We start from the raw sequence: 24,399 nt of genomic DNA, 5'->3' as shown, positions 1-24,399 counted from the left end.
GCTAGACTTATTTGCCGACAAATTCGATAATTTTAATTATGTAAGAGATATTCTAAAACACTTAAAAGTAAATCATATAAAACTAGAAAGAGAAGTTAATGCAAGCACTTCTGGTTCTGCAAGTATTGTTTTTTTTTGATCATAAAGGAAATACTATTTTAATTGATTAGCATGTTTAAGTTTATGTTAATCAAAGATTAAAAATCTAAATATATTTTTTCAATTTATAAAAAAAATGTAATTTTGTGTTAATATTAAGTCTGCGAAACACGAAAGTCGACTACATGTCGTTTTTTAAATTTATTTTAAAATTAGTGTTTTAGTGGGCTTATTTTATTTTTAGAAGTAAGAGGATTATTTTTGTTATCATAATAATTTCCCCATTTTTCATACTTTTTTAAATCATACAAATCTATAACTAATTTTATTTGACCTTTTAAATAGTTATAATATCTGGTTTCCCCTTTTTCAAAAACTCTTTGTATTGTCCAACAAAAATAATCTGCAAGATTTAGTAGAGGGTCTTTTGTTGGATAGTTAACGTTAAATACAACTTTTGTTTTAATATTAGAAGTAGCATTGCTTTTTGAAAATCTTTGCTTTGCTTTTAGAAAGGCTAATTCTAAATTATGGTTTTTTGTGCTTTTCCCTCTTTCAGAAATATGCATTACTAGTTTTTCATGTTTAGAAAGCTTGTTTTTTAAAAGATGTGATAATAAATCAGCATAAAAATATTCCTCTTTTCCTTTATGTTTTGTTTCATATCTTTCAATACTTTTTCTACCTACAACCGCTTCAAAACTACAATCAATCGTTTTAATTAAATCAAACATTTCTTTTCTAATCTCTGGAATGTCATCAGTTGCATGAAGATAATAACCACTTTTATTATTTTTTTTAATTACACTAGGAACTCTATAGAATTCATCTAATGAAATTTTATTTTGAAGAGAGTTAATTTTTTCTCTAACCTCATCTAGTGGATCTTTAACCTTTATCATCCCTAAAATAAAAACATTTGATACTCCATTTGTTCCAATAATATTTTTCTTTCCTTTCCCATAAAAAGTAGTATCTCCAGCTTCATCTAAAAAACGATGAAAATCCATTAATTTCTTTTTCTTCATAATTTCTATTTCAAATCCTTTAAAACTAATTGCACAGACTTATAACCTTGCCACTCATTTTCCTCTAAAGCATACACAATATCAAATTTGTCTTGTACAACATCCATTTTATCACCCAAATTAAAACCAATGGCATTATAGGTTTTTTGGTTATCACCTTGAAAAATATTTAATTTTAAATGCGTTTTGTCTGCACCTACTTTTTTACCATAACCATTATCTCTTACACAAGTACTTTTAAAAACGGGTTTCATATTTTGTGGACCAAAAGGTGCCATTTGCTGAATAATTCTAAAAAATTTAGGGGTTATTTCAGACAGTTCTAACGCTGCATCAATAGCAATTTCTTGAGTTAATAATTCTTTGTTGATGGTTTTTGCAACTACTTCTTCAAACTTATTTTTAAAATTTTGGTAGTTTTCTGGTAACAAAGTCAAACCAGCAGCATATTTATGGCCACCAAATTGTTCTATAAATTCGTCACATTCTAATAGTGCATTGTATACATCAAACCCTTTTACAGATCGTGCAGAAGCCGCTAGTTTATCGCCACTTTTTGTAAATACTAAAGTAGGTCTGTAGTATTTTTCTATCAATCTAGAAGCTACAATACCAATAACACCTTTGTGCCAATCTTCTTGAAAAACTACAGATGTAAAACGCTCTTCTTCTTCATTATCTATAATTTGAATAACAGCTTCATCGGTTATTTTTTTGTCTAAATCTTTTCTATCAGCATTAAAAATTTCTATGGATGCTGCAAACTCTACGGCAGCTTCAAAATCCATTTCTGTAAGTAATTCTACAGCATAATTACCATGTTTCATTCTGCCAGCAGCATTAATTCTGGGAGCAATGATAAATACTACATCTGTAATGGTTAATTCTTGTTTTTTTATTTGATGAATAATGGCTTTAATTCCGTTTCTAGGTTGTTGATTAATTACTTGCAAACCAAAATAAGCCAACACTCTATTTTCGCCATTCATGGGTACTATATCTGCAGCAATGGCAGTGGCTACCAAATCTAAATAAGGTACAAAATCTTTTATCGTTTGATTTCGTTTAGAGCCCAAAGCTTGAATCAATTTAAACCCAACACCACATCCACAAAGTTCATCAAAAGGGTAGTTGCAATCTTCTTGTTTTGCATTTAAAACAGCTACCGCATCAGGAATTTCTTTTCCTGGTTTGTGATGATCACAAATTATAAAATCGATATTTTTTTGATTTGCATAGGCTACTTTGTCTATGGCTTTTATACCACAGTCTAAGGCAATTATTAGAGAAAAATTGTTGTCTTCAGCAAAATCAATTCCTTTATAAGAAATCCCATAACCCTCCTCATATCTATCAGGAATATAAGTGGCAATATTGGAAGTTATTGTTTTTAAATATGAAGAAACCAAAGATACAGCTGTGGTGCCATCTACATCATAATCTCCATACACTAAAATATTTTCATTATTTGCAATGGCTATTTCAATTCTTTGTACCGCCAAATCCATGTCTTTCATTAAAAAAGGGTCATGAATATCTGTTAAACTGGGCCTAAAGAATTTTTTAGCTTCCTCAAAAGTTTCAATATTTCGTTGACAAAGAATTTTTGCAATTATTAAATCGACTTGAAGTTCTTTAGCTAGATTTTTTACTTTTTGTGTATTAGGTTCAGGTTTTAGTGTCCATCTCATAGCAAGTTATTGGGTTACTTTTCTAAAGTATGTAAATATATTTCTGTTTCTACAGTGGCAAATTGTCTAAACATTTCCATGACTCCACAGTATTTTGTAACGGATAGATTTACAGCTTTTTGTATTTTTTCGGGTTTTAAATCTGAATCTGTAAAATGGTAATCTACTTTTACGTTTTTATAAAATTTCGGATGTTCATCTGTTAATTCTGCAGTAACAATTACTTTAAAATCAGTAACTTCTGCACGCATTTTTTCTAATAAAGAAATTACATCTAAACCAGAACAACCTGCTAAAGAAGAAAGCATTAACGCTTTGGGTGCAAAACCAACTGTATTTCCATTGTCTTGAGATTTATCAAACATGGTTAATTTATGCCCACTAAGATTGTCGGTTTCAAAATGCGATTTCCCTGTCCAAACTGTACTAACAATATTTTTAACCATAAATAATATTTTTTAAATTTGAAGTATTAAATTGTGCTTCTTTACAAAAATAAGAAAAGCTTATAAGTTAATGATAAATTTAAATAAATCTCTTTGCAATAAAACCAAAATTTTGCTTGGCTTTTGCTTTTCTCTAGTATTATTTTTGCATGCTCAAGGAAGTCCACCAGAACTTTCTGCAACTGGAGACCAAGCTTATTGTATAGGAAGTCCTATAAAAATAGTTACCAATTTTACAATAACAGATCTAGATGATACTACAATTGATTTTTTTTACATACAAATCTCCTCTGGATATCAAGTAGGTTTTGATCGATTAGAATTGAGTGGAACTCACCCAACTATTTCTCAAAGTTGGAATATGAATGAGGGGAAATTAACTTTGACTTCTTCAACGACTCCAGGAATGTTACTAACTGAATTAGAAAACGCAGTTAAAGATGTAGTTTTTGTAACTACTGCTACTTCTGTAATTACAGAAAAATTATTTTCTCTATCTGCAGATGATGCTAATTATTTACCTGAAACTGATCATTTTTATCAATTTATATCTGCACCAAATATTACTTGGAAAGATGCTAAAATAGCTGCTGAAAATAGTACGTATTATGATAGACAAGGATATTTGGCAACTTTAACAAGTGAAGTAGAAGCAATTTTTGCTGGTAAACAAGCTTCTGGTTCGGGTTGGATTGGTGGTTCTGATGAAGAAACAGAAGGGGTTTGGAAATGGGTTACTGGACCAGATGATGGTACGGTTTTTTGGAATGGAGCTGTAAATGGCTCTACACCAAATTATGCAAAATGGAATAATAATGAACCTAATGATTTTAGAGGAAATAATTCTACAGGTGAAGATTATGCACATATTACAGATGCATCAATTGGGATTGTAGGTGCTTGGAACGATTTGCCAAATGAAGGTGGTACTGGTGTTTATGCAGCAAAAGGTTATTTAGTAGAATATGGTGCATCTGGTGATCCAAAATTAAATATTGTAGCAAGTACTAGAATTTATATACCGCAGATAACTTCAATAACTGAAGGCAGAATTTGTGAATCTGGAATAACAACATTATCTGCGACATCAGATGAAGGTATAATAATTTGGTTTGATTCACAAATTGGAGGTACAGAATTAGATAGAGGTACTAATTTTATAACACCCACAATAAATACAACTACAGATTATTTTGCAACAGTGTCTGTAAACGGATGTACAACATTACCAAGAACTAAAGTTACCGCTTCTGTAACACAAAGACCACAAATTACCAATATTTCTGAAGATGTAAATTGTGGTGGTTCCGCAGATTTAGTAGCAAATTCAACTAGTGGAACTGTTTTTTGGTACGATTCTCTAACGAGTACAACTCCTATTTTTTCAGGAAATAATTTTCAAACCCCAAATTTAACAACAACTACTTCTTATTTTGTAGAAGCTAGTTTATTTGGCTGTACCTCTACAAGAAAAGAAGTTGTTGCAACAGTCGATAGCACGATTCCATATTTTGAATTGGAACAAGATACTTATATTTTATGTAGTGATATTGGATCTATAACTTTAAGAACTATCAATTCGAAAGGAAATTATACTTATAGCTGGTCAAAAGAGAATCAAACTATTTCTGGTAATACCACTGAAATATCTGTTTCAGAACCTGGTTTATATACTGTAAAGGTATTTTCTGACGCTGGTTGCAAATATGTAGAAAAAACCATTATTGTAAAAAACTCAGAAATAGCAAGCATTACTAAAGAAGATGTAATTATTATCGATGATAGTAACAATAATTCTATGGAGATAATTGTGTCAAATATAGGAATAGGAGATTATGAATTTTCATTAGATAATGAATTTGGAGGGTATTCTAAAAATAATATTTTTGAAAATATTACAACAGGGACGCATACTTTATATGTAAGAGATATTGGTGGTTGTGGTATATCATCTTATCAATTTTCAATTTTAGAATATCCAAGATTTTTTACACCAAATGAAGACGGAATCAACGATTATTGGTCAATAAGAGGGTATGATAAAAATGTAAACCCATTATCAGAAATATATATTTATAACAGATTTGGAGTTTTATTATACAAAATGGATGCATCTGGACCCGGTTGGAACGGAACTTATGAAGGAAAAAAGCTACCCTCAAATACGTATTGGTTTAAGACTTTACTTACAGATCAAAATGGTTTGTCCATAGAAAAAAATGGAAGTTTTAGTTTAATAAGAAAATAAAAAATTAGATTTATGCCCTTAGTAACACCACTATCATCGGAGCACGATTTAGAAACAAAAAAATTAGCAGAATTTTTTAATGAAACTTTAGGGTTTTGCCCAAATTCGGTATTAACCATGCAACGTATACCTGCAATTTCTAAAGCTTTTATCAATTTAAACAAAGCAGTTATGGCAAACCAAGGTAGAGTTACATCTGCTTTAAAAAGAATGATTGCTTGGGTTTCTAGTAACGCATCAGGCTGTAGATATTGTCAAGCACACGCCATTAGAGCTGCAGAACGTTATGGCGCAGCACAAGAACAATTAGATAATATTTGGGAATACAAAACACACCCAGCATTTTCAGATGCAGAACGTGCAGCCTTAGATTTTTCGTTAGCAGCTTCTGTAATACCTAACGCTGTAAATACTAAAATTAAAAAGGAACTTTACAAGTATTGGGATGAAGGTGAAATAGTAGAAATGTTAGGTGTAATTTCTTTATTTGGATACTTAAATCGCTGGAACGATTCTATGGGAACCACTTTAGAAGAAGATGCTATAGATTCTGGAAATCAGTTTTTAGGCAAACACGGTTTTGAGGTGGGTAAACATATTTAATCTATTTTGGTTAAAGCTTGCTTGTCAAAAGATAAACCATCAAAACCTGTTTTTATAAAATTTCTAATATTTTGATGCGATGTTCCATTGATATCTTTTAAAACAGACTGATAATGCTCGCCAAAACAAAAAAGTGTCTCTTCTTTGTTTAATTGTTGGTGCACTGCAAATGCAAATAATTTACAAGAACCCGAGTTTTCTCCTGCTTTATTTTCAATTGCTCCATTTCTAAAAGCAGTAGGTATAAAGTTATAATTATCTTCTATTACTTGCATGGTTTCTGCAAACAAAATTGTTGTTGGGTTTTCTTTTAGTTTGGTTTTAAAGTTTTGGATGTTCATTTTAGTATCTTTATAAAGTGTCAAATTTAAAGCAAAAAAGATACCAAAGAAAATGTTTTTGTAAAAGTAAAAAAAGACGCAAACCCATTTTATTTATGTAAATGGTAAAGTTAAAGGCAAAAAATATTTTCAATATAAGTTCATAAACCTACAAATTTTTTAAAACCTTGTAGGTTTTCTTTTTTTAAAAGTTATTTGGAAGACTTCCCCTCAACAACCACAACAATTTCTCCTTTTGGAAGTTTCGCAGTATAATGAGCCAATACTTCTGTAGCAGTTCCTCTAATAGTTTCTTCAAACATTTTTGTAAGTTCTCTAGAAACAGAAACTTTTCTATCTGCTCCAAAATACTCTATAAAATGGCTTAATGTTTTCACCAATTTGTGTGGCGATTCATAAAAAATCATCGTTCTTGTTTCTTCTGCTAACAATAAAAAACGTGTTTGTCTCCCTTTTTTTACAGGTAAAAACCCTTCAAAAACAAACTTGTCATTAGGCAAGCCAGAATTTACCAAAGCTGGCACAAATGCAGTTGCACCAGGTAAACATTCTACCTCAATATTATTTTCTACACAAGCTCTTGTTAATAAAAAACCAGGATCTGAAATAGCAGGTGTACCAGCATCCGAAATTAACGCACAAGTTTCTCCAGCTTGCAAACGTTTTAAAATCCCCTCTATAGATTTATGTTCGTTATGCATATGATGACTGTGCATTTGCGTAGCAATTTCAAAATGCTTTAACAATTTACCACTGGTACGTGTATCTTCAGCCAAAATAAAATCCACTTCTTTTAAAACTTTAATAGCTCTAAAAGTCATGTCTTCTAAATTACCAATGGGTGTAGGTACTAAATATAATTTGCTCATTTTTTTTGGTTTATAGTCTTTAGTTGGCGTCAAATTAGATCAATAATTATAAACCAACAACTAATTAAATTTCCTCATAAGTTTCCATAGTAATATCGGCAACAACATCTCCAGTATGTTTAGTAGATAGAGGCTCAAACAATAAAATATGTACTTCTTCTTTGGCAACAGGTTTGTGTTCAACACCTTGTGGTACAATGTAAAATTCGCCTTCATTTATGGTGATGATTTTATCTCTTAAATGAATTTCTAAAATGCCTTTTTGTACTATAAATAACTCATCTTCATGGTCGTGCTTATGAAAAACAAATTCGCCTTTTACTTTGGCTAATAAAATTTGTTGCCCATTTAACTCACCTATTTTTTTAGGCGACCATTGGTCTGAAAACAAATTAAATTTTTCTTGAATATTAATGACACTCATAAAGACAAATTTACAAAGATTTTATGGGAATAAAACAGTAGTAAAAACAATCGAAATTTCTTTAAAAATGATTAATTTTGCTCCTTACTAAACAATAAAGTAATGTATAGAAGTCATTCTTGTGGCGAGTTAAGAGATTCGCATATAAATACAGAAGTAACCTTAGCTGGTTGGGTGCAAAAATCACGTGATAAAGGATTTATGATTTGGGTAGATTTACGAGATAGGTATGGTATTACTCAACTAATTTTTGATGAAGAGCGTACCCCAGCAACTATGATGGAAAAAGCAAAATCTTTAGGAAGAGAGTTTGTTATACAAGTTACAGGTATAGTAATTGAGCGCGAATCTAAAAACAATAACATAGCAACTGGTGCTATAGAAGTGTTGGTTTCTCAATTAGAAATTTTAAATGCAGCTAAATTACCACCTTTTAAGATAGAAGATAAAACAGATGGTGGAGAAGATATTAGATTGAAATACAGATATCTCGATATCAGGAGAAATCCTGTAAAAGATAGTTTGATTTTTCGCCATAAAGTAACTATGGAAGTCCGTAAATATTTGTCTGACCAAGCATTTATAGAAGTTGAAACGCCATATTTAATAAAATCTACTCCAGAAGGCGCACGTGATTTTGTGGTACCAAGTAGAATGAATGAGGGTCAATTTTACGCTTTGCCACAATCTCCTCAAACCTTTAAACAACTATTGATGGTTGGAGGAATGGATAAATATTTTCAGATTGTAAAATGCTTTAGAGATGAAGACTTACGTGCAGATAGACAGCCAGAATTTACACAAATAGACTGTGAAATGGCTTTTGTAGAGCAAGAAGATATCTTAAATATTTTTGAAGGCTTAACACGTCATTTATTAAAAGAAATTAATGGAGTAGAGGTAGATAAATTTCCAAGAATGTTGTTTGATGATGCTATGCGTTTGTATGGAAATGATAAGCCAGACATCCGTTTTGGAATGGAGTTTGGCGAGTTAAATGAAGTAACACAACACAAATATTTTGGGGTGTTTAATAACTCAGAATTAGTAGTTGGTATTGCAGTTCCTGGTGGAAATGCCTACACAAGAAAACAAATAGATAATATTATTAAATGGGTAAAACGCCCGCAAGTAGGTGCTTTAGGGATGGTTTATTGTCGTGTAAACGAAGATGGTACTTTAAAATCTTCTGTAGATAAATTTTACAACCAAGAAGATTTAGCAAAATGGGCAGAAGTTACAGGAGCAAAACCAGGAGATTTAATTTGTATTTTATCTGGAGAAACCAATAAAGTAAGAACGCAATTGTCTGCTTTAAGAATGCATTTAGCAGAAGAATTAGGTTTACGTAAACCTAATGAGTTTGCACCACTTTGGGTAATTGATTTTCCATTATTAGAATTGGACGAAGAAACGGGTCATTACCATGCAATGCACCATCCATTTACATCGCCAAAACCTGGTCAATTAGAATTATTAGATACAGATCCAGGAGCAGTAAAAGCCAATGCCTATGATTTAGTATTGAATGGAAACGAGATTGGTGGAGGTTCAATTAGAATTCACGATAAGCAAATGCAAGCAACTATGTTACGTCATTTAGGTTTTTCTGAAGAAGATGCTAAAGCACAATTTGGTTTCTTAATGGATGCTTTTGAATATGGTGCACCCCCTCATGGAGGTTTGGCTTTTGGCTTAGATAGACTAGTTGCTATTTTAGGAGGTCAAGAAACTATTAGAGATTTTATTGCATTCCCAAAAAATAATTCTGGTAGAGATGTAATGATAGATGCGCCAGCTTTTATAGATAATGAACAATTGAAAGAATTAAGTTTGAAATTAAATATTCAAGAATAAATATTTAAGTTGAATTTATTTTAATTTCTTTTTTAAGAATATTTAGTAAACCTTGCAGCTTTTTAAAAACTGTGAGGTTTTTTTTATGAATAAATTTAGTACATTTAAAACATGAAAAACCTACTTCTTTTTTTTCCTTTGCACTATGGCAATTAATGGCAACACAAACCCACCTGAAGAACTCAAAAAGAAATTCAGTTTAAGTAACGAGCGAGCTAATTTGTATAAAAATTATTATACATATTTATATGGTTTGCCCATGAAATTAAAAAACTAAGAAACTATTATTCACGAAAAAGTAGAAAAAAATTAAAAGAAAAGAATACTTGGTTTTAAAAGCGACTTATAAAAAATAGAGCTTAGTATTATAATAAAAACAAAATATATTTAGGTATAGATATTTTATCGGCAACCAAAAATTAAAAAAATGTCAAAGCAAATTTATGAGGCGATTATCTATTTAAAGACTGCATCATTTTATTCGCAAAAACAACAAAAAAACAATGGCATCATCAAAAAAAATATTTAAAAAAATACTAGTTTGGAGATACAAAAACATCTCTGAAAGACAATTTGTATATGTTTTAAGTATTTTGGTGGGCTTTTTAGCAGGTTTTGGTACTGTAATTCTAAAAAACTTAACACATTATATTCAACTTTTGCTAAGTATCGATTTTGTAAAAAAGTATCAAAACTCCATGTACTTTGTGTTTCCTATTATTGGTTTGATAGTGGTGGCAATCATCAAAAAAAAATGGCTTAAAAAACACATTGGTCATGGTATTTCTTCAACCTTGTATGCCATTTCTAAACGTAAAGGAATTATACCAAGATACAATATGTATGCCTCTTTAATTACGGCGCCACTTACGGTTGGTTTTGGTGGTTCTGTAGGTTTGCAAGGACCCGCAGTTAGCGCTGGTACAGCTTTGGCCTCCTATACGTCTAAGTTGTTTCATATGAACACAAAAACTAGAATGTTATTAATTGGTTGTGCAACAGCAGGTGCTATGTCATCTATGTTTAAAGCACCTATTGCAGGTATCGTATTTGCTTTAGAGGTATTTAGTTTAGATATTGCTTTTGTATCACTTGTACCTTTATTGTTAGCCTCTGTAGCAGCTATTGTAACTTCTTATTTGTTTTTAGGTTCAGATGTTTTATTAGGCTTTGAATTGAATGATAAATTTCAAATAAGCGAAATTGGTTTTTACGCTATCTTTGGTGTTGTAACAGGAATTACTTCTGTATACTTCTCTGTAGTTTATTTTGCAATTAGAAAGTTTTTTCATCTTTTTGAAAAACGATTTACAAGATTAATTTTAGGGAGTTTAGTAATTGGTTTTATTTTATATTTAATGCCCTCTTTATATGGTGAGGGGTATGGTTTAATCAATAATCTTCTTAAAGGAAACCATATTGCAGCTATTGGGAACACTCCATTTTCTTTTAATCATGATAATATTTGGTTGGTCATTTTCTTTTTATTGTTAATTACCATTTTTAAAGCGATTGCTATGAGTACTACTTTTGCTGCTGGTGGTGTAGGTGGAATTTTCATTCCAACTCTAGTAATGGGGAGTGCCTTAGGAAATGCTTTTGCCAAAATTATTAATAATATAGGCCTTGGCTTTCAGGTTTCGGAAGCTAATTTTACATTGATAGGGATGACAGGTTTAATGGCAGGTGTATTGCACGCTCCATTAACAGCTATTTTCTTAATTGCAGAAATTACTGGTGGCTACGATTTATTTGTGCCACTAATGTTGGTCGCTGCTATTTCGTTTTCTATTACAAAATACTTTATTTCTAACTCTATTTATACCTATAAATTAGCTCAAAGAGGAGAACTCATTACCCATGATAAAGATAAAAATGTAATGATGATGTTACAAATTGACAAGCTAATTGAAACCAATTTTAAACCAGTACACCCAGAAATGTTATTGGGAGACATGTTAAAAAAAGCAGTAGCAACTTCTATAAGAAATATTTTTCCGGTAATTAATAAACAAAAACAATTTTTGGGGATTGTATTGTTAGACGATATTAGACCCGTAATGTTTGATACAGAAATGTACAACAGCATTAAAGTAGAGGCTATAATGAAAGCTGCACCAGAAATTATAAAAGAAACAGATCCTGTAGAAAAAGTGATGCAGAAATTTAAAACCAGTGGAGCATGGAATTTACCCGTAGTTAAAGATGGTAAATACATTGGTTTTATTTCGAAATCGAAATTGTTAACTGCTTACAGAAATAAATTGGTAGAAGTAACTGCTTAAAACCAAGGATTTTCGTTGGTTTCTAGTTGTTTTTGACTTTTTATAATAGACTTAGATTTAAACTCATTTTCGCCAACTAAAAGACAAGCGTATAGTAAGAAAATTATTTTCAATTCATTTGTATTTAAAACTAATAACTCTACTCTTTTATTGGTAAAAGATTCATCAAATTCAGCTATTTTTTCACCATCTTTAAAGATAGATTTCTTTTTCTTGTAGTGCACTTTTATTTCGTAATTGCCTGATAATAGGTCAAGCTTAAAAACTGTATTTCTGTTATTTTGAGCAATTAAAATAGATAAATCTGCAGTTTTTTGAGAGATTAAATACACCATTCTCCATTTCCAAAACTGGAATTTTTTGGTGATAGAAAATACAACCTCGTTTTTAGCATTTTTTATTTCTGCACAAGTTTTTCCAAACTCCATAAACCAAAAAGAAGAATAAATAACTTCATTATTAACGGCTTCAGAAATTTTTAAGATATTGTTATTTTGAGATATATGATATCGTTTTAAACTCATAGAAATACAATTTTATCAAATTTAGACGATGTATTTTTACCTGGCAATAATATTCATAAAAAAATGCTTAATAATTTATAAAATATAGATTACTCTGTTAAAAGTTTTAAAAGAGAGATTGATTTGTGAAAATTTATGAAATTCGTATCAAATTATTTTTAAAGATAGACTTTTTGTAATTTTGTAACATGAAAAAAGTACTAACAGTATTGTTTATTGTTTTTTTAGTTTGGATGTCTATTGGAGGTTATTTAATAAATACAGAACATGAAAAAGCAAAAATTGTTATGGGTTTAGGGGTTTTGTATTTGTCTTTTATATTTATGCCCATTTTTATTTATTACAGATATAAAGATGGTAAGTATAAAAAATACATAATAAATGATGATAAATTAAAAAACGCATTTAAACAACAAGGAAAAGGATAATCTCCCTTTTTTAGAAAACATACACATGAAAATAGTCTGAAAACCACCTTAATACCAGGGTCAAATATAGGTTCTAAAAAGGTATCCTTTATAATTATCTTCAAAACATTTTCTACTAAAAATATATTTTTTTAACATTAAATAAAGAATTTATTAATACCACTTTAAGAATAATATTCAAAACGAAATTATAAATTTGTACTGCGGGAAACTTAGTAGACTTTCTGTATTTGAATTTGAGTTATATAAATTAAATCTAGACTTTTGTCTAGATTTTTTTTGTGCCAATTTCAAACTAAATCTTTGTATTTTTGTAAATTATGATAGACGCAAAAGAAGCCATTTCCGAAAAAGCCATATTAATCGGTATTATTACCCAACTTCAAGATGAAGAAAAGTCTGAAGAATATTTAGATGAACTGCAATTTTTAACAGAAACTGCCGGTGGTGTTCCTATAAAACGTTTTGTACAAAAAATGGACAAACCCAACCCTAAAACATTTTTAGGAACAGGTAAGTTAGACGAAGTAAAAGCATATATAGACAGGCATCATGTGGGTACGGCTATTTTTGATGACGAATTATCGCCTGCACAATTAAGAAATATTGAGAAAATATTAGATTGTAAAATTTTAGATAGAACCAATTTAATTTTAGATATTTTTGCACAAAGGGCACAAACAAGTTCTGCAAAAACTCAAGTAGAATTAGCACAAAGCGAATATTTATTACCACGTTTAACAAGACTTTGGACTCACCTTGACAAGCAAAAAGGGGGTATTGGTATGCGTGGACCAGGAGAAACAGAAATAGAAACAGATAGACGTATTATTAGAGATAAAATTGCAGTATTAAAAAAACGTTTAAAAACCATCGATAAACAAATGGCTGTGCAACGTAAAAACCGTGGTAAAATGGTTCGTGTTGCATTGGTTGGGTATACAAATGTTGGTAAATCTACTTTAATGAATGTTGTTAGTAAAAGTGATGTTTTTGCAGAAAATAAATTATTTGCAACATTAGATACTACTGTGCGTAAAGTGGTTATTAAAAATATTCCTTTTTTAATGACAGATACAGTTGGGTTTATTAGAAAATTACCTACGCAATTAGTAGAGTCTTTTAAATCTACTTTAGATGAGGTTCGTGAAGCAGATTTGTTGTTACATGTTGTAGATATTTCTCATCCAAATTTTGAAGACCATATAGCTTCTGTAAACACTATTTTGGCAGATATTAAATGCGATGACAAACCAACTTTAATGGTGTTTAATAAAATTGATGCCTACGAATATGAAACCATAGATGATGATGATTTGGTAACTGAAAAAACAAAAGAACATTATACATTACAGGATTGGAAAAAAACTTGGATGAATGATAAAGAAGTAGCCTCTATCTTTATTTCTGCTTTAAACAAAGAAAATTTAGAAGATTTTAAAGAAAAAACATATGAAGAAGTAAAAAAGATTCACATTCAGCGTTTTCCTTATAACGATTTCTTGTATTATGAATATAAAGAGGAAGAATAAAAAAATGAGACAAGGTTAAATTAAGCCTTGTAGCTCTTTGTTTAATATATATTATTTTTCATCAGATTTTACATTCTCAATAATGCCCATTCTTTTGGCTCTGGTTTTCCATGATTTCCTTGCTAAATCTTGTAGATCTGCAACATTATCGCTTTCATCCATAATTTCTAAACCCAACAGGGTTTCTATTACATCTTCTTGAGAAACAATTCCACTAACAGAGCCATACTCATCTACTACCAAAGCAATATGTTCTTTTTCTTTAATAAGTTTTTCAAATAAATCAGGAATAGATAACTCTCTATTAGTAATTAAAATAGTTCTTTTTATAGTTGCTAATTTTTCTTTACCCTTACCATCTATAATCGCCTTATATAAATCATCTTTTAAGAAATACCCTGTAATTTCATCAGGATTGTTGGCAAAAACAGGAATTCTAGAAAAACTTAGTGTTTTATGATTTTCATAAAATGATTGAATATTTACATTTTCGTCTGCAGTTTTTAAAACGGTTCTAGGGGTCATAACATCACTTACCTTAATCTCCTTAAAACCCAATAAATTTCTAATTACTTTGCTTTCATTTTTTTGAAAAACGCCTTCTTTTTCAGCCATATCTGCCATCACTAAAAAGCTTTCTCTACTTAAAATACTACCATGACCTTTACCACCAATTAGTTTTGTGGTTAATTGTAAAACCCATAAAATTCCTGTATATTTTAAAGGAAAAATCATTATTTTTAGGGCTTTAGTTGTAAAGTTAGCTAATTCTTTCCAATAGGTTGCACCCATGGTTTTAGGTATAATTTCTGAAGCCACTAAAATTAAAACCGTCATAATTGTAGATACAAAACCTACCATTATATCTTCGGTAAATTGTATGCTTAAAAAACTTCTACTCGTAGTACCATACATTTCTGCATACGCAACTTTTGCTTGTACACCTACCAAAATAGCACCTACTGTGTGTGCAATGGTATTTATAGTTAAAATGGCAATTAAAGGCTTGTCTACATCTTTTTTTAGTTTTTCTAAAGACGCTGCATATTCCAAACCTTCACTTTTTTTAAGGTTGATAAATGTTGGAGTTATGCTTAATAATACAGCTTCTAAAATAGAACACAAAAACGAGAAAAATATAGAAACGGTTGCATAAATAATTAGAAAAGTCATAAAACAATAAGGTTTATGCGAATTTACATAAAATAAAAAACCTCAAGAATTTCTTCTTGAGGTTTTCTGTAAAATATGTTGTTTTTGTTTAGAAAGAGTAGCTTAAACCAAACAACCAATAAGATTGTAACTTATTGTCTACACTGTTAAAAGTCTCTACAGGATTGTCTATTAATGCATTTTGTAAAGCTTCTTGTTTGTTTTTACGCAAACCAAGTTCAAAACCAACACCTACACCTTTCCAGATTGTGTAACCTAAAGAGTTGGTTAATGTCCAGTTAGAAAAATCTGTAGATTTGTAGCTATGAAACATTGATAAATTAGATTTTACACTAAGTTTACCATATTTGTTTGTGTAATCTGTTACTACTTTTGCTCCTAAAGAAGATTCAAAAACAGTATCTCCACTACTAAATACAAAGTTGTAGTTTCCTGGGTGAATTACCACAACTAAATGGCTTGATGGTGTCCATGTTGCCCCTGCGCCAAAATCTAAATAACCAGGATTATTAAAGTTTTCTATAAGTGTTGTTCTGTATTCTCCTAAAGCAGAAATTGCCCAAGTTTTACTTAATCTTCTACCATATAAAGAAGAAATGTTAAAAACATCTGTAGCAGTTTCAAAATTAGGGTTGTCAGTTGCGCTATCTTTATCATCAAACTTTACCCATCCTAAATTAACAGATGCAGCGTTTCTCCAAAAAAAATCTTCTTTTATTAAATTGGCAAATCCATTTACAGAAATACCAATGTTTGCAGATGATGTGTTTGGAGCAGTTCTTGCGTACCAATTATTAAAGCCAGCAATATTTCCACCAATAGTACCAAAAGCACCAATTTTCCAACCAGGTAATGCATCTATTTTAGACTGCAATCCTTTAGCTTCTTTTTGTAATTTAGAAATCTCTCCCTTTTTTTCTTTTAGTTCTTTTTTTAATTCTACTTCAGTTTGTGCATTTGCAGTAAAACTTACACATACAAATACAATTAAAACAATTAATTTTTTCATTAGATTTTTTTTAAGTTTATAGTATGTAAAAGTACTTTATTCTAGTAAACCAAAAACTATTAATAAGTCACTTTTTCGTGGAAGTTATAATTTACACCCAAACCAAATAATTGTCTAAATTGTATTTTACTAGCAGTATTATCATCTACAATGGCTTGAAAAGTTAGTTGCATTTTAATATGCTTATTTACTTTAAAACGAATGTTAGTTTGGTAATCTATATCAAGGTTACCAACATTTGCAAGATAATCTGTATAAATAGATAAAATATTTTCCATTTCAATATTCTCCATTAGTACAAACTTATAGTAACCAGATAAGTTAAAACCCAAACTAAACGCAACTGTTTCTCCTTGGTCTACACCAAATCTGCCAGCATCTTTAGTAAAAAAATCGTTTACAAATGTATATCTGGCTGTAGCTGGTGCAATGTTTAAGTTTATGTCATCAGATTTTTTCCATAACATACCTGGTCCATAAGTTAAATACGCGGGCGATAAAAACTCTGAGACTAATACTTTTGGGTCTTTTTTATAATCGTAACCTTTTGCATACTGTGTTCTAAAATTGGCTATAAACGAAAAAAACCAATATTTACTCGTTTTAAAACCAAAAAGAGAATTCACTTCAAAACGGTCATCTGTTTTTCTATAACCTTTTTCACTAATATGACTCAAACCATATCCTGTTATAATTCTAGTATCCCAGTTTACGTTCTTTTTTTTGTAGTTAAAATCGTAATTTATATTGATATTTCCTGCAACTGTATTTTCACCACCCGAAGCCCAATTAGAAAAAGAAGATTGGTTAAATATAAAAGCAAATCTTCCGTTAATTTTCCATTTTGGCTTAGGTAAGGTGTCCTGTTTGTTTTTTTGAGAATAAAAAGTTGTAGCCAGTAGCATAAAAAAAAGGATAAATATTCTTTTCATGAAGCACTTTTAAAATGACAAGCAAAAGTAAAATTATTTCTTGGCTTTGAAAATTGGTACTGTAGAACAGGCCTCTCCAAACATAATAGATTTTGCTATGGGTTGTAATTTTGTTATTAATAAAGAGTATGCAGCATTAGGTATGGGTTTTTCTGCACAACCTTTTATGATTACAGGTACATCTGTAAATTCTTTGTAGTCTATAAATTCTAATAATTCTTGATATAAAACAGTCTCTAACAATTCTAAATTACCGATAACCACTTTGTTTGCATAAGGGTTTAACTCTGCAGCAACCAACATAAAAGCCCAAGAAGGTATAATAGCATCTACAGAACAAGTAATTGCTACAAAACAATTTTTGTATTTAGACCAATCATGGTTTTTTACGTAGGCTCTAAAATCTACTTCTTTTAGAATAAGTTCTTGAAAAAGCCAATCTTTTATATCAAATAAAACGCGTTTTCCATCAGGATAAATTTCCTCAAGGTCAAAGGTTTTTAGTTTGCTATTAGCAACTCTGTTTACAATTTCTTCCATTTTATTTTTAGTTTCAAAGTTGTTCTCGATACAATTTCGATGAAAAATCGAAATCACTCGAACTTACAATGACTGCGAATTGTTGACTAGCTAATGCCAACTAATTTTACAGCATGCCCAATTCTAATTTAGCTTCTTCGCTCATCATTTCTTGCGTCCAAGTTGGATCAAAAGTAATTTCTACTTCACACTCGTTAATTTGTTTTAAAGATTTTACTTTTTCCTCTACATCTCTTGGTAAACTTTCTGCAACAGGGCAATTTGGCGAGGTTAATGTCATTAAAATTTTTGCGTTGTTTTCATCAGAAACAAAAACATCATAAATTAAGCCAAGTTCGTAAATATCTACAGGTATTTCTGGATCGTAAATGGTCTTTAAAACGCCTACAATCTTATCTCCTATTTCCTCTAATTCTTTATCTGTCATTTTGTAAAATCTTAGTTTTCTAATTTAGTTTGTTGTGCAATTGCATACATTTTTATTTGTTTAATCATAGAAATCAACCCGTTCGCTCTTGTTGGAGACAAATGCTCTTTCAAACCAATTTCGTCAATAAAATTGGTTTCTGCGCCTAAAATATCTACAGGTTTTTGCTCAGAAAAAACACGCAATAACAATGCCACAATTCCTTTGGTTAAAATAGCATCGCTATCTGCTGTAAATTTAACTTTATCATTTTCTAGTTCAGAGTACAACCAAACTTTAGATTGGCATCCTTTAATTAAATTTTCTTCTAATTTATAGGTTTCGTCTATTATAGGTAAAGATTTACCAAGTTCTATAATATATTCATAACGCTCCATCCAATCATCAAACATAGAAAACTCATCAATAATTTCTTCTTGTATTTCTTTGATAGTCATTTTTAAAACTTATTTTTGCAGTATCGCAGATACCTTAATTATAGTGCAAAAATACGATAAAAATGCATTAAACGTAACTGTAGAATATAAGAATATCAAATATTAACTATTATAATAAATTCCTTCCTTTTGCGAAGGTTAGAATACTAAAATGAGTAAATTATTAGCAGTTGGTACTGTAGCTTTTGATGCCATAGAAACACCTTTTGGTAAAACCGATAAAATTTTAGGTGGTTCAGGATCTTACATAGGATTATCTGCATCTCAATTTGGAGTAGAAACAGGCATTGTTTCTGTTGTTGGTGGAGATTTTCCTGCATCGTATTTAGAAATGATGAATTCTAAAGGAATCAATACGGATGGAGTTGAAATAGATAAAGACGGTAAAACTTTTTTCTGGAGTGGAAAATATCATAATGATATGAATTCGCGCGATACTTTACTCACAGAATTAAATGTCTTAGAAACATTTACACCAGTTGTACCAGCAGATTTTAAGGATGCAAGTATTGTTATGTTAGGTAATTTACACCCATTAACACAAGCATCTGTATTAGATCAAATGAACCAAAGACCAAAATTAGTAGTTTTAGATACTATGAATTTTTGGATGGATATCGCCTTAGATGATTTGCATACAGTATTAAAAAGAGTAGATGTAGTTACTATAAATGATGAAGAAGCGCGCCAACTTTCTGGAGAATATTCTTTGGTAAATGCCGCTAAGAAAATCCATACAATGGGGCCAAAATATGTGGTGATAAAAAAAGGAGAACATGGAGCTTTGTTATTTAATGAAGGAAAAATGTTTTTTGCACCAGCTTTACCATTGGCAGAGGTTTTTGATCCAACAGGAGCTGGAGATACTTTTGCAGGAGGTTTTTGTGGTTATTTAGCAAAAACAGAAGATGTTTCTTTCGAAAATATGAAAAATGCTATTATTTATGGTTCTAATTTAGCATCCTTTTGTGTAGAAAAATTTGGTACAGAACGCATGCAAGATCTTACAGCGCAAGAAGTTAAGTTGCGTTTGAAAGCTTTTAAAGATTTAACACAATTTGATATAAAAATATCTTAATTTTAATCCGCAGTATTTACGCTGCGGATTTTTTTATAAAACACACACAACTAAAAACTATTATTACCAATGAGTGACGCTATTAAACACGAATGTGGAATTGCACTTGTTCGATTAAAAAAGCCTTTACAATTTTATAAAGATAAATACGGTTCTGCTTTTTACGGAATTAACAAAATGTATTTATTGATGGAAAAACAACACAACCGTGGTCAAGATGGTGCTGGTTTTGCAAGTATAAAATATAATGTGGCACCAGGTACAAGGTACATTAGTAGAGTTAGATCTAACCAGCCACAACCCATACAAGATATTTTTGCACAAATTAACCAGCGTTTAAATGGTGTTTTAGAGCAAAACCCAGATAAAAAAGACGATGTTGCTTGGCAAGAAGAAAATATGCCTTATGTAGGAAACCTTTTTTTAGGACACGTTCGTTACGGAACTTTTGGTAAAAACAGCATAGAAAGTGTGCATCCTTTTTTACGTCAAAGTAACTGGAAACATCAAAATTTAATAGTTGCAGGTAATTTTAATATGACCAACTCTAAACAATTATTAGAAGAATTGATAGAGTTAGGGCAGCATCCAAAAGAGTTTACAGATACGGTAACTGTAATGGAAAAAATTGGTCATTTTTTAGAAGACGAAGTGGCTAAATTATACCAAAAAGCAAAGAAAAAAGGATTCAGTAAAAAAAATGCATCGCCATTTATAGAAGAAAATTTAAGCCTTAAAAAAGTTTTAAAACGCTCTTCCAAAAACTGGGATGGTGGTTATGCAATGGCTGGTTTAGTAGGCCATGGAGATGCTTTTGTGTTAAGAGACCCAAATGGAATTAGGCCTACTTATTTTTATGAAGATGATGAAGTGGTTGTTGTAGCATCAGAAAGACCAGTAATACAAACCGTTTTTAATGTAAATATTGATGAAATTAAAGAATTAGAAAGAGGGCATGCATTAATTATTAAAAAAAATGGTAAAACATCTATCAAACAAGTTTTAGAACCAAGAGAAAAAAAAGCCTGTTCTTTTGAGCGTATTTATTTTTCTAGAGGTAGTGATGCAAGTATTTACGAAGAAAGAAAAAATTTAGGAAAATTTGTATTTCCAGAAATTTTAAAATCAATTGATAGTGATGTTTCAAATACTGTTTTTTCTTACATACCCAACACAGCAGAAACCTCTTTTTATGGGATGACAGAAGCTGCAGAAGATCTATTAAATCAGCAAAAAACAGCTAAAATCTTAGCTGGTGGAAAACAATTATCTGCAGAAAAAGTAACTCAAATTTTATCTGAAAGACCCCGTTTTGAAAAAATTGCAATCAAAGATGCAAAATTAAGAACATTTATTGCAGATGATAGCAGTAGAGATGATTTGGTAGAACACGTTTACGATGTAACTTATGGGGTTGTAAAATCTACAGATAATTTGGTAATTATAGACGATAGTATTGTACGTGGTACTACCTTAAAAAAGAGTATTATTAAAATTTTAGACAGATTAAGTCCTAAAAAAATAGTAGTAGTTTCTTCTGCACCGCAAATTCGTTATCCAGATTGTTATGGTATAGATATGGCAAGAATAGATGCCTTTATTGCATTTAAAGCAGCTATTGCTTTGTTAAAAGACACCAACCAAGAACATATTATAGACGAAGTTTATAAAAAATCGAAAGCACAACAAAAAACTGAAGATGAAGGTATTGTAAATCATGTAAAAGAAATTTATAAACCTTTTTCAGCTGAACAAATTTCAGCAAAAATTGCAGAAATGCTAAAAACAAAAGATATAAAAGCAGAAGTAGAGGTAATTTATCAATCTATAGAAGGCTTACATAAAGCTTGTCCAGATAATTTAGGAGATTGGTATTTTACAGGAAATTACCCAACTCCTGGAGGTCATAGAGTAGTAAACGAAGCCTTTATAAACTTTTATGAAGGAAACGATAAAAGAGCTTATTAACCTCAATCAAGTTTTAGAACGCATAAAAAAAGCATCCAATTTATTGGATGCTTTTTGCGTATATATAAAATGCTGAAATTTATTTAGCTTCAGCGTAGCGTCTTTCAACTTCATTCCAATTGATTACTTTAAAGAAAGCATCAATATAATCTGGTCTTCTGTTTTGGTAATTTAAGTAATATGCATGTTCCCAAACATCTAAACCTAAAATAGGTGTTCCTCCACAAGTAACGCCAGGCATTAATGGATTATCTTGATTAGGTGTAGAACAAACTTCTACTTTTCCTCCAGGAAGCACACATAACCAAGCCCAACCAGAACCAAATTGTGTAGCTGCTGCTTTAGAAAAAGCATCCATAAATTCTTCTTTAGAACCAAAAGCGGCTTCAATAGCATCTTTTAATTCACCAGATAAAGTACCTTTGTCTTTTGGATTCATAACTGTCCAGAACAAAGAGTGATTATAATAACCACCACCGTTATTTCTAACAGCACTATTATTCATGTCTAAATTTGTTAAAATATCTTCAATAGATTTACCTTCTAAATCAGTACCTTCTATTGCTGCATTTAATTTTGTTGTATATCCATTGTGATGTTTGCCATGGTGAATTTCCATAGTTTTTGCATCAATATGTGGTTCTAATGCATCATGTGCATATCCTAATTCTGGTAATTGAAAAGCCATTTTTTTATTGTTTATAAGTTAGTATTTTATTTGTAAATGTAAAATTACTTAATATGTAAGTAAATCGCAAAATATTAGCCTTTTCTTAACTTATAGCAGTATAAGAACAATTTATTCGCCATATATTTTCATAAACTCCTCTACTTTTTCTACCATATTTTTACTACCGCAAATAAAAGGAACTCTTTGATGAAGTTCTGTTGGTATAACATCTAAGGTTCTTGTATAACCATCGGAAGATTTACCATTAGCTTGTTCTGCTAAAAATGCCATTGGGTTACATTCATAAAGCAAACGTAATTTCCCATTTGGATTTCTAGAGCCTTTTGGATACATATAAATACCTCCTTTAATCATATTTCTGTGAAAATCTGATACTAAAGAACCAATATATCTACTCGTGTAAGGTCTGTCTCCATCTTCTTCTTGACAATATTTTATGTATTTTTTTATTCCTAAAGGGAAATCTAAATAATTACCTTCATTTACAGAGTAAATACTGCCATCTTCTGGAAAAGTCATATTTGGATGCGATAAATAAAACGAACCAATTGCAGGGTTTAAGGTAAAACCATTCACACCATCTCCAGTTGTATATACCAACATTGTAGAGGTTCCGTAAACGATATAACCTGCAGCTACCTGTTTATTTCCTTCTTGTAAAAAATCTTCTAATTGTACAGGTGTTCCAACAGGTGTTACGCGTCTGTATATAGAAAAAATGGTACCTACAGAAACATTTACATCGATGTTAGAAGAACCGTCTAAAGGATCAATTAAAACCACATATTTATTTTGATGATTCTCATCTTGACTGTTAATCGTTATAAAGCTATCTTCTTCTTCACTTGCAATACCACAAACAATGTTTCTTTTGGTTAAGGTTTGTATAAATTTATTATTGGCATAAACGTCTAACTTTTGTTGATCTTCACCTTGAATATTTGTGCCGCCAATGGCACCAATAATATCTACCAAACCAGCTTTATTCACCTCATGATTTACTACTTTTGCAGCTAACCTAATAGAGTTTATAAGCCTAGAAAGCTCACCAGAAGTGTATTTAAATGCGTGTTGATTTTCAATAATAAATTCGCCAAGAGTTTGTTTTTTATGCGTCATTTTAATAGATATGGTTCTTAATACAAATATGTTATTTTTTTTTTACTATTTAATTTTTTACATCAGTTAATTTACCTGTTTTTTTAAACAAATCATAAAAAAATGTGTAAAATATTCAAAAAATTTTGTCAAGTATCAAATAAACTATCTTTGTATAAAATTTGTAAAAATGAGTTTTATAATTAGAAGAGCAATAGAAAAAGATGTACAAGCGGTGCACGATTTAATTACAGAATTGGCAGTTTTTGAAAAAGAACCAGATGCGGTAGAAATTACTGTACAAGATTTATTAAATGATGGTTTTTCTGAGCGCCCAAAGTTTAAATTATTTGTTGCAGAAGAAAATAATACAGTAATTGGTATTGCTTTGTTTTATGAAAGATATTCTACTTGGAAAGGAAAAACCATACATTTAGAGGATTTAATTGTTACAAAAAGTAGACAAAAAATTGGAGCAGGCAAAGCTTTGTATACAGCTGTTTTAAAATATGCTTACGATCATAATTTTAATAGAGTTGCTTGGGAAGTTATAGATTGGAATACCAACGCAGTTAATTTTTACAAAAGCACAGGAGCAACCTATTTAAATGATTGGTCTGTGGTGCAAATGAATAAAGAAAACTTAGCAAAATTTATTGAAAATAATTAGA

At 30.5% G+C, this 24,399-nt stretch carries 25 protein-coding genes; 10 read left to right on the top strand and 15 right to left on the bottom strand.

What is annotated here, in order from left to right:
* Positions 1-311: 311 nt before the first annotated feature.
* The 3 genes from AC2D6T_RS08005 to AC2D6T_RS07995 are packed head-to-tail and all read right to left on the bottom strand — an operon-like array spanning position 312 to position 3,264.
* Positions 312-1,127, bottom strand: coding sequence for a DUF3800 domain-containing protein (locus AC2D6T_RS08005; RefSeq protein ID WP_438989747.1), 816 nt, complete (start codon positions 1,125-1,127; stop codon positions 312-314).
* Between the two features lie 5 nt (positions 1,128-1,132).
* The gene (gene recJ / locus AC2D6T_RS08000) at positions 1,133-2,818 is read right to left on the bottom strand and encodes a single-stranded-DNA-specific exonuclease RecJ (protein ID WP_484681124.1); all 1,686 of its coding nucleotides are present in this window, start codon (positions 2,816-2,818) and stop codon (positions 1,133-1,135) included.
* A gap of 14 nt (positions 2,819-2,832) precedes the next feature.
* Positions 2,833-3,264, bottom strand: coding sequence for an OsmC family protein (locus tag AC2D6T_RS07995; RefSeq protein ID WP_438989745.1), 432 nt, complete (start codon positions 3,262-3,264; stop codon positions 2,833-2,835).
* 112 nt (positions 3,265-3,376) lie between these two features.
* Here AC2D6T_RS07995 and AC2D6T_RS07990 point away from each other — a divergent pair, with 112 nt between their 5' ends.
* Together AC2D6T_RS07990 and AC2D6T_RS07985 are read left to right on the top strand one after the other, a co-directional pair.
* On the top strand, positions 3,377-5,512 hold the full coding sequence (locus AC2D6T_RS07990; RefSeq protein WP_484681123.1) for an Ig-like domain-containing protein: 2,136 nt from the start codon (positions 3,377-3,379) through the stop codon (positions 5,510-5,512).
* Positions 5,513-5,524: 12 nt separating this feature from the next.
* On the top strand, positions 5,525-6,115 hold the full coding sequence (locus AC2D6T_RS07985; RefSeq protein ID WP_298947237.1) for a carboxymuconolactone decarboxylase family protein: 591 nt from the start codon (positions 5,525-5,527) through the stop codon (positions 6,113-6,115).
* On the opposite strand, the gene AC2D6T_RS07980 is transcribed toward AC2D6T_RS07985, so the two are convergent.
* The 3 genes from AC2D6T_RS07980 to AC2D6T_RS07970 all read right to left on the bottom strand — a co-directional run bounded on the left by AC2D6T_RS07980 (position 6,112) and on the right by AC2D6T_RS07970 (position 7,749).
* Positions 6,112-6,456 carry a HopJ type III effector protein gene (locus AC2D6T_RS07980; RefSeq protein ID WP_484681122.1) on the bottom strand — a complete coding sequence of 115 codons (345 nt, stop codon included), beginning with the start codon at positions 6,454-6,456 and terminating at the stop codon, positions 6,112-6,114. The two genes, AC2D6T_RS07985 and AC2D6T_RS07980, sit on opposite strands and share 4 nt — an antisense overlap.
* Positions 6,457-6,647: 191 nt before the next feature.
* Positions 6,648-7,325, bottom strand: coding sequence for a 16S rRNA (cytidine(1402)-2'-O)-methyltransferase (gene rsmI / locus AC2D6T_RS07975; RefSeq protein WP_484681121.1), 678 nt, complete (start codon positions 7,323-7,325; stop codon positions 6,648-6,650).
* Between the two features lie 64 nt (positions 7,326-7,389).
* Complete coding sequence (locus tag AC2D6T_RS07970; protein ID WP_484681120.1) at positions 7,390-7,749, bottom strand: cupin domain-containing protein; 360 nt, start codon at positions 7,747-7,749, stop codon at positions 7,390-7,392.
* A gap of 102 nt (positions 7,750-7,851) precedes the next feature.
* Here AC2D6T_RS07970 and aspS point away from each other — a divergent pair, with 102 nt between their 5' ends.
* From aspS to AC2D6T_RS07955, 3 genes are all read left to right on the top strand, one after another.
* Complete coding sequence (aspS, locus tag AC2D6T_RS07965; RefSeq protein ID WP_484681119.1) at positions 7,852-9,606, top strand: aspartate--tRNA ligase; 1,755 nt, start codon at positions 7,852-7,854, stop codon at positions 9,604-9,606.
* 145 nt (positions 9,607-9,751) lie between these two features.
* A complete protein-coding gene (locus AC2D6T_RS07960; RefSeq protein WP_484681118.1) occupies positions 9,752-9,883 on the top strand; it encodes a DUF6503 family protein in 132 nt (43 codons plus the stop codon).
* 226 nt (positions 9,884-10,109) lie between these two features.
* Positions 10,110-11,891 carry a chloride channel protein gene (locus tag AC2D6T_RS07955; protein WP_484681117.1) on the top strand — a complete coding sequence of 594 codons (1,782 nt, stop codon included), beginning with the start codon at positions 10,110-10,112 and terminating at the stop codon, positions 11,889-11,891.
* Here the strand turns inward: AC2D6T_RS07955 and AC2D6T_RS07950 are convergent.
* On the bottom strand, positions 11,888-12,415 hold the full coding sequence (locus AC2D6T_RS07950) for a hypothetical protein (RefSeq protein WP_484681116.1): 528 nt from the start codon (positions 12,413-12,415) through the stop codon (positions 11,888-11,890). The two genes, AC2D6T_RS07955 and AC2D6T_RS07950, sit on opposite strands and share 4 nt — an antisense overlap.
* A gap of 188 nt (positions 12,416-12,603) precedes the next feature.
* Between AC2D6T_RS07950 and AC2D6T_RS07945 the strand changes: the two genes are divergently transcribed.
* Positions 12,604-12,843, top strand: a complete 240-nt coding sequence (locus tag AC2D6T_RS07945; RefSeq protein WP_484681115.1) for a hypothetical protein — start codon at positions 12,604-12,606, stop codon at positions 12,841-12,843.
* 320 nt (positions 12,844-13,163) lie between these two features.
* On the top strand, positions 13,164-14,375 hold the full coding sequence (gene hflX, locus AC2D6T_RS07940; protein WP_438989735.1) for a GTPase HflX: 1,212 nt from the start codon (positions 13,164-13,166) through the stop codon (positions 14,373-14,375).
* A gap of 51 nt (positions 14,376-14,426) precedes the next feature.
* Here the strand turns inward: hflX and AC2D6T_RS07935 are convergent, their stop codons facing one another.
* From AC2D6T_RS07935 to AC2D6T_RS07910, 6 genes are all read right to left on the bottom strand, one after another.
* On the bottom strand, positions 14,427-15,548 hold the full coding sequence (locus AC2D6T_RS07935; protein WP_484681114.1) for a CNNM domain-containing protein: 1,122 nt from the start codon (positions 15,546-15,548) through the stop codon (positions 14,427-14,429).
* 88 nt (positions 15,549-15,636) lie between these two features.
* On the bottom strand, positions 15,637-16,557 hold the full coding sequence (locus AC2D6T_RS07930) for a DUF3078 domain-containing protein (RefSeq protein WP_484681113.1): 921 nt from the start codon (positions 16,555-16,557) through the stop codon (positions 15,637-15,639).
* Between the two features lie 59 nt (positions 16,558-16,616).
* Entirely contained in the window at positions 16,617-17,489 is an 873-nt protein-coding gene (locus tag AC2D6T_RS07925) for a DUF3078 domain-containing protein (protein WP_484681112.1), read from the bottom strand.
* A gap of 33 nt (positions 17,490-17,522) precedes the next feature.
* Positions 17,523-18,029 carry a DUF2480 family protein gene (locus AC2D6T_RS07920; RefSeq protein WP_438989731.1) on the bottom strand — a complete coding sequence of 169 codons (507 nt, stop codon included), beginning with the start codon at positions 18,027-18,029 and terminating at the stop codon, positions 17,523-17,525.
* 106 nt (positions 18,030-18,135) lie between these two features.
* Positions 18,136-18,456, bottom strand: a complete 321-nt coding sequence (locus tag AC2D6T_RS07915; RefSeq protein ID WP_298947210.1) for a DUF59 domain-containing protein — start codon at positions 18,454-18,456, stop codon at positions 18,136-18,138.
* 11 nt (positions 18,457-18,467) lie between these two features.
* Positions 18,468-18,893, bottom strand: a complete 426-nt coding sequence (locus AC2D6T_RS07910) for a SufE family protein (protein WP_438989730.1) — start codon at positions 18,891-18,893, stop codon at positions 18,468-18,470.
* 151 nt (positions 18,894-19,044) lie between these two features.
* Here AC2D6T_RS07910 and AC2D6T_RS07905 point away from each other — a divergent pair, with 151 nt between their 5' ends.
* A complete protein-coding gene (locus tag AC2D6T_RS07905; protein ID WP_484681111.1) occupies positions 19,045-19,971 on the top strand; it encodes a PfkB family carbohydrate kinase in 927 nt (308 codons plus the stop codon).
* Between the two features lie 69 nt (positions 19,972-20,040).
* A complete protein-coding gene (locus AC2D6T_RS07900; protein ID WP_484681110.1) occupies positions 20,041-21,939 on the top strand; it encodes an amidophosphoribosyltransferase in 1,899 nt (632 codons plus the stop codon).
* A 79-nt stretch (positions 21,940-22,018) separates the two neighbouring features.
* Here the strand turns inward: AC2D6T_RS07900 and AC2D6T_RS07895 are convergent, their stop codons facing one another.
* Both AC2D6T_RS07895 and fbp read right to left on the bottom strand, forming a co-directional pair.
* Positions 22,019-22,627 carry a superoxide dismutase gene (locus tag AC2D6T_RS07895; RefSeq protein WP_484681109.1) on the bottom strand — a complete coding sequence of 203 codons (609 nt, stop codon included), beginning with the start codon at positions 22,625-22,627 and terminating at the stop codon, positions 22,019-22,021.
* 111 nt (positions 22,628-22,738) lie between these two features.
* Positions 22,739-23,749: a class 1 fructose-bisphosphatase gene (gene fbp / locus AC2D6T_RS07890; RefSeq protein ID WP_438989726.1), complete on the bottom strand. Its 1,011-nt coding sequence runs from the start codon at positions 23,747-23,749 to the stop codon at positions 22,739-22,741.
* Between the two features lie 169 nt (positions 23,750-23,918).
* On the opposite strand from fbp, the gene AC2D6T_RS07885 reads away from it, so the two are divergent.
* A complete protein-coding gene (locus AC2D6T_RS07885; RefSeq protein ID WP_298947198.1) occupies positions 23,919-24,398 on the top strand; it encodes a GNAT family N-acetyltransferase in 480 nt (159 codons plus the stop codon).
* Position 24,399 lies beyond the last annotated feature (1 nt).

Source organism: Polaribacter sp. YIW18, from assembly GCF_057219325.1.
This window is presented reverse-complemented; position numbering and strand designations above follow the sequence as displayed.

Bases quoted from the DNA above. Each gene is read 5' to 3' on its own strand.
- rsmI (WP_484681121.1), bottom strand. From the start codon at position 7,325: ATGAGCAAATTATATTTAGTACCTACACCCATTGGTAATTTAGAAGAC.
- AC2D6T_RS07945 (WP_484681115.1), top strand. From the start codon at position 12,604: ATGAAAAAAGTACTAACAGTATTGTTTATTGTTTTTTTAGTTTGGATG.
- AC2D6T_RS08005 (WP_438989747.1), bottom strand. From the start codon at position 1,127: ATGAAGAAAAAGAAATTAATGGATTTTCATCGTTTTTTAGATGAAGCT.
- AC2D6T_RS07925 (WP_484681112.1), bottom strand. From the start codon at position 17,489: ATGAAAAGAATATTTATCCTTTTTTTTATGCTACTGGCTACAACTTTT.
- AC2D6T_RS07910 (WP_438989730.1), bottom strand. From the start codon at position 18,893: ATGACTATCAAAGAAATACAAGAAGAAATTATTGATGAGTTTTCTATG.
- AC2D6T_RS07900 (WP_484681110.1), top strand. From the start codon at position 20,041: ATGAGTGACGCTATTAAACACGAATGTGGAATTGCACTTGTTCGATTA.
- AC2D6T_RS07950 (WP_484681116.1), bottom strand. From the start codon at position 12,415: ATGAGTTTAAAACGATATCATATATCTCAAAATAACAATATCTTAAAA.
- fbp (WP_438989726.1), bottom strand. From the start codon at position 23,749: ATGACGCATAAAAAACAAACTCTTGGCGAATTTATTATTGAAAATCAA.
- AC2D6T_RS07955 (WP_484681117.1), top strand. From the start codon at position 10,110: ATGGCATCATCAAAAAAAATATTTAAAAAAATACTAGTTTGGAGATAC.
- AC2D6T_RS07920 (WP_438989731.1), bottom strand. From the start codon at position 18,029: ATGGAAGAAATTGTAAACAGAGTTGCTAATAGCAAACTAAAAACCTTT.
- AC2D6T_RS07960 (WP_484681118.1), top strand. From the start codon at position 9,752: ATGGCAATTAATGGCAACACAAACCCACCTGAAGAACTCAAAAAGAAA.
- AC2D6T_RS07885 (WP_298947198.1), top strand. From the start codon at position 23,919: ATGAGTTTTATAATTAGAAGAGCAATAGAAAAAGATGTACAAGCGGTG.
- AC2D6T_RS07905 (WP_484681111.1), top strand. From the start codon at position 19,045: ATGAGTAAATTATTAGCAGTTGGTACTGTAGCTTTTGATGCCATAGAA.
- AC2D6T_RS07895 (WP_484681109.1), bottom strand. From the start codon at position 22,627: ATGGCTTTTCAATTACCAGAATTAGGATATGCACATGATGCATTAGAA.
- AC2D6T_RS07930 (WP_484681113.1), bottom strand. From the start codon at position 16,557: ATGAAAAAATTAATTGTTTTAATTGTATTTGTATGTGTAAGTTTTACT.
- AC2D6T_RS07985 (WP_298947237.1), top strand. From the start codon at position 5,525: ATGCCCTTAGTAACACCACTATCATCGGAGCACGATTTAGAAACAAAA.
- AC2D6T_RS07995 (WP_438989745.1), bottom strand. From the start codon at position 3,264: ATGGTTAAAAATATTGTTAGTACAGTTTGGACAGGGAAATCGCATTTT.
- AC2D6T_RS07915 (WP_298947210.1), bottom strand. From the start codon at position 18,456: ATGACAGATAAAGAATTAGAGGAAATAGGAGATAAGATTGTAGGCGTT.
- AC2D6T_RS07935 (WP_484681114.1), bottom strand. From the start codon at position 15,548: ATGACTTTTCTAATTATTTATGCAACCGTTTCTATATTTTTCTCGTTT.
- AC2D6T_RS07980 (WP_484681122.1), bottom strand. From the start codon at position 6,456: ATGAACATCCAAAACTTTAAAACCAAACTAAAAGAAAACCCAACAACA.
- hflX (WP_438989735.1), top strand. From the start codon at position 13,164: ATGATAGACGCAAAAGAAGCCATTTCCGAAAAAGCCATATTAATCGGT.
- AC2D6T_RS07970 (WP_484681120.1), bottom strand. From the start codon at position 7,749: ATGAGTGTCATTAATATTCAAGAAAAATTTAATTTGTTTTCAGACCAA.
- aspS (WP_484681119.1), top strand. From the start codon at position 7,852: ATGTATAGAAGTCATTCTTGTGGCGAGTTAAGAGATTCGCATATAAAT.
- recJ (WP_484681124.1), bottom strand. From the start codon at position 2,818: ATGAGATGGACACTAAAACCTGAACCTAATACACAAAAAGTAAAAAAT.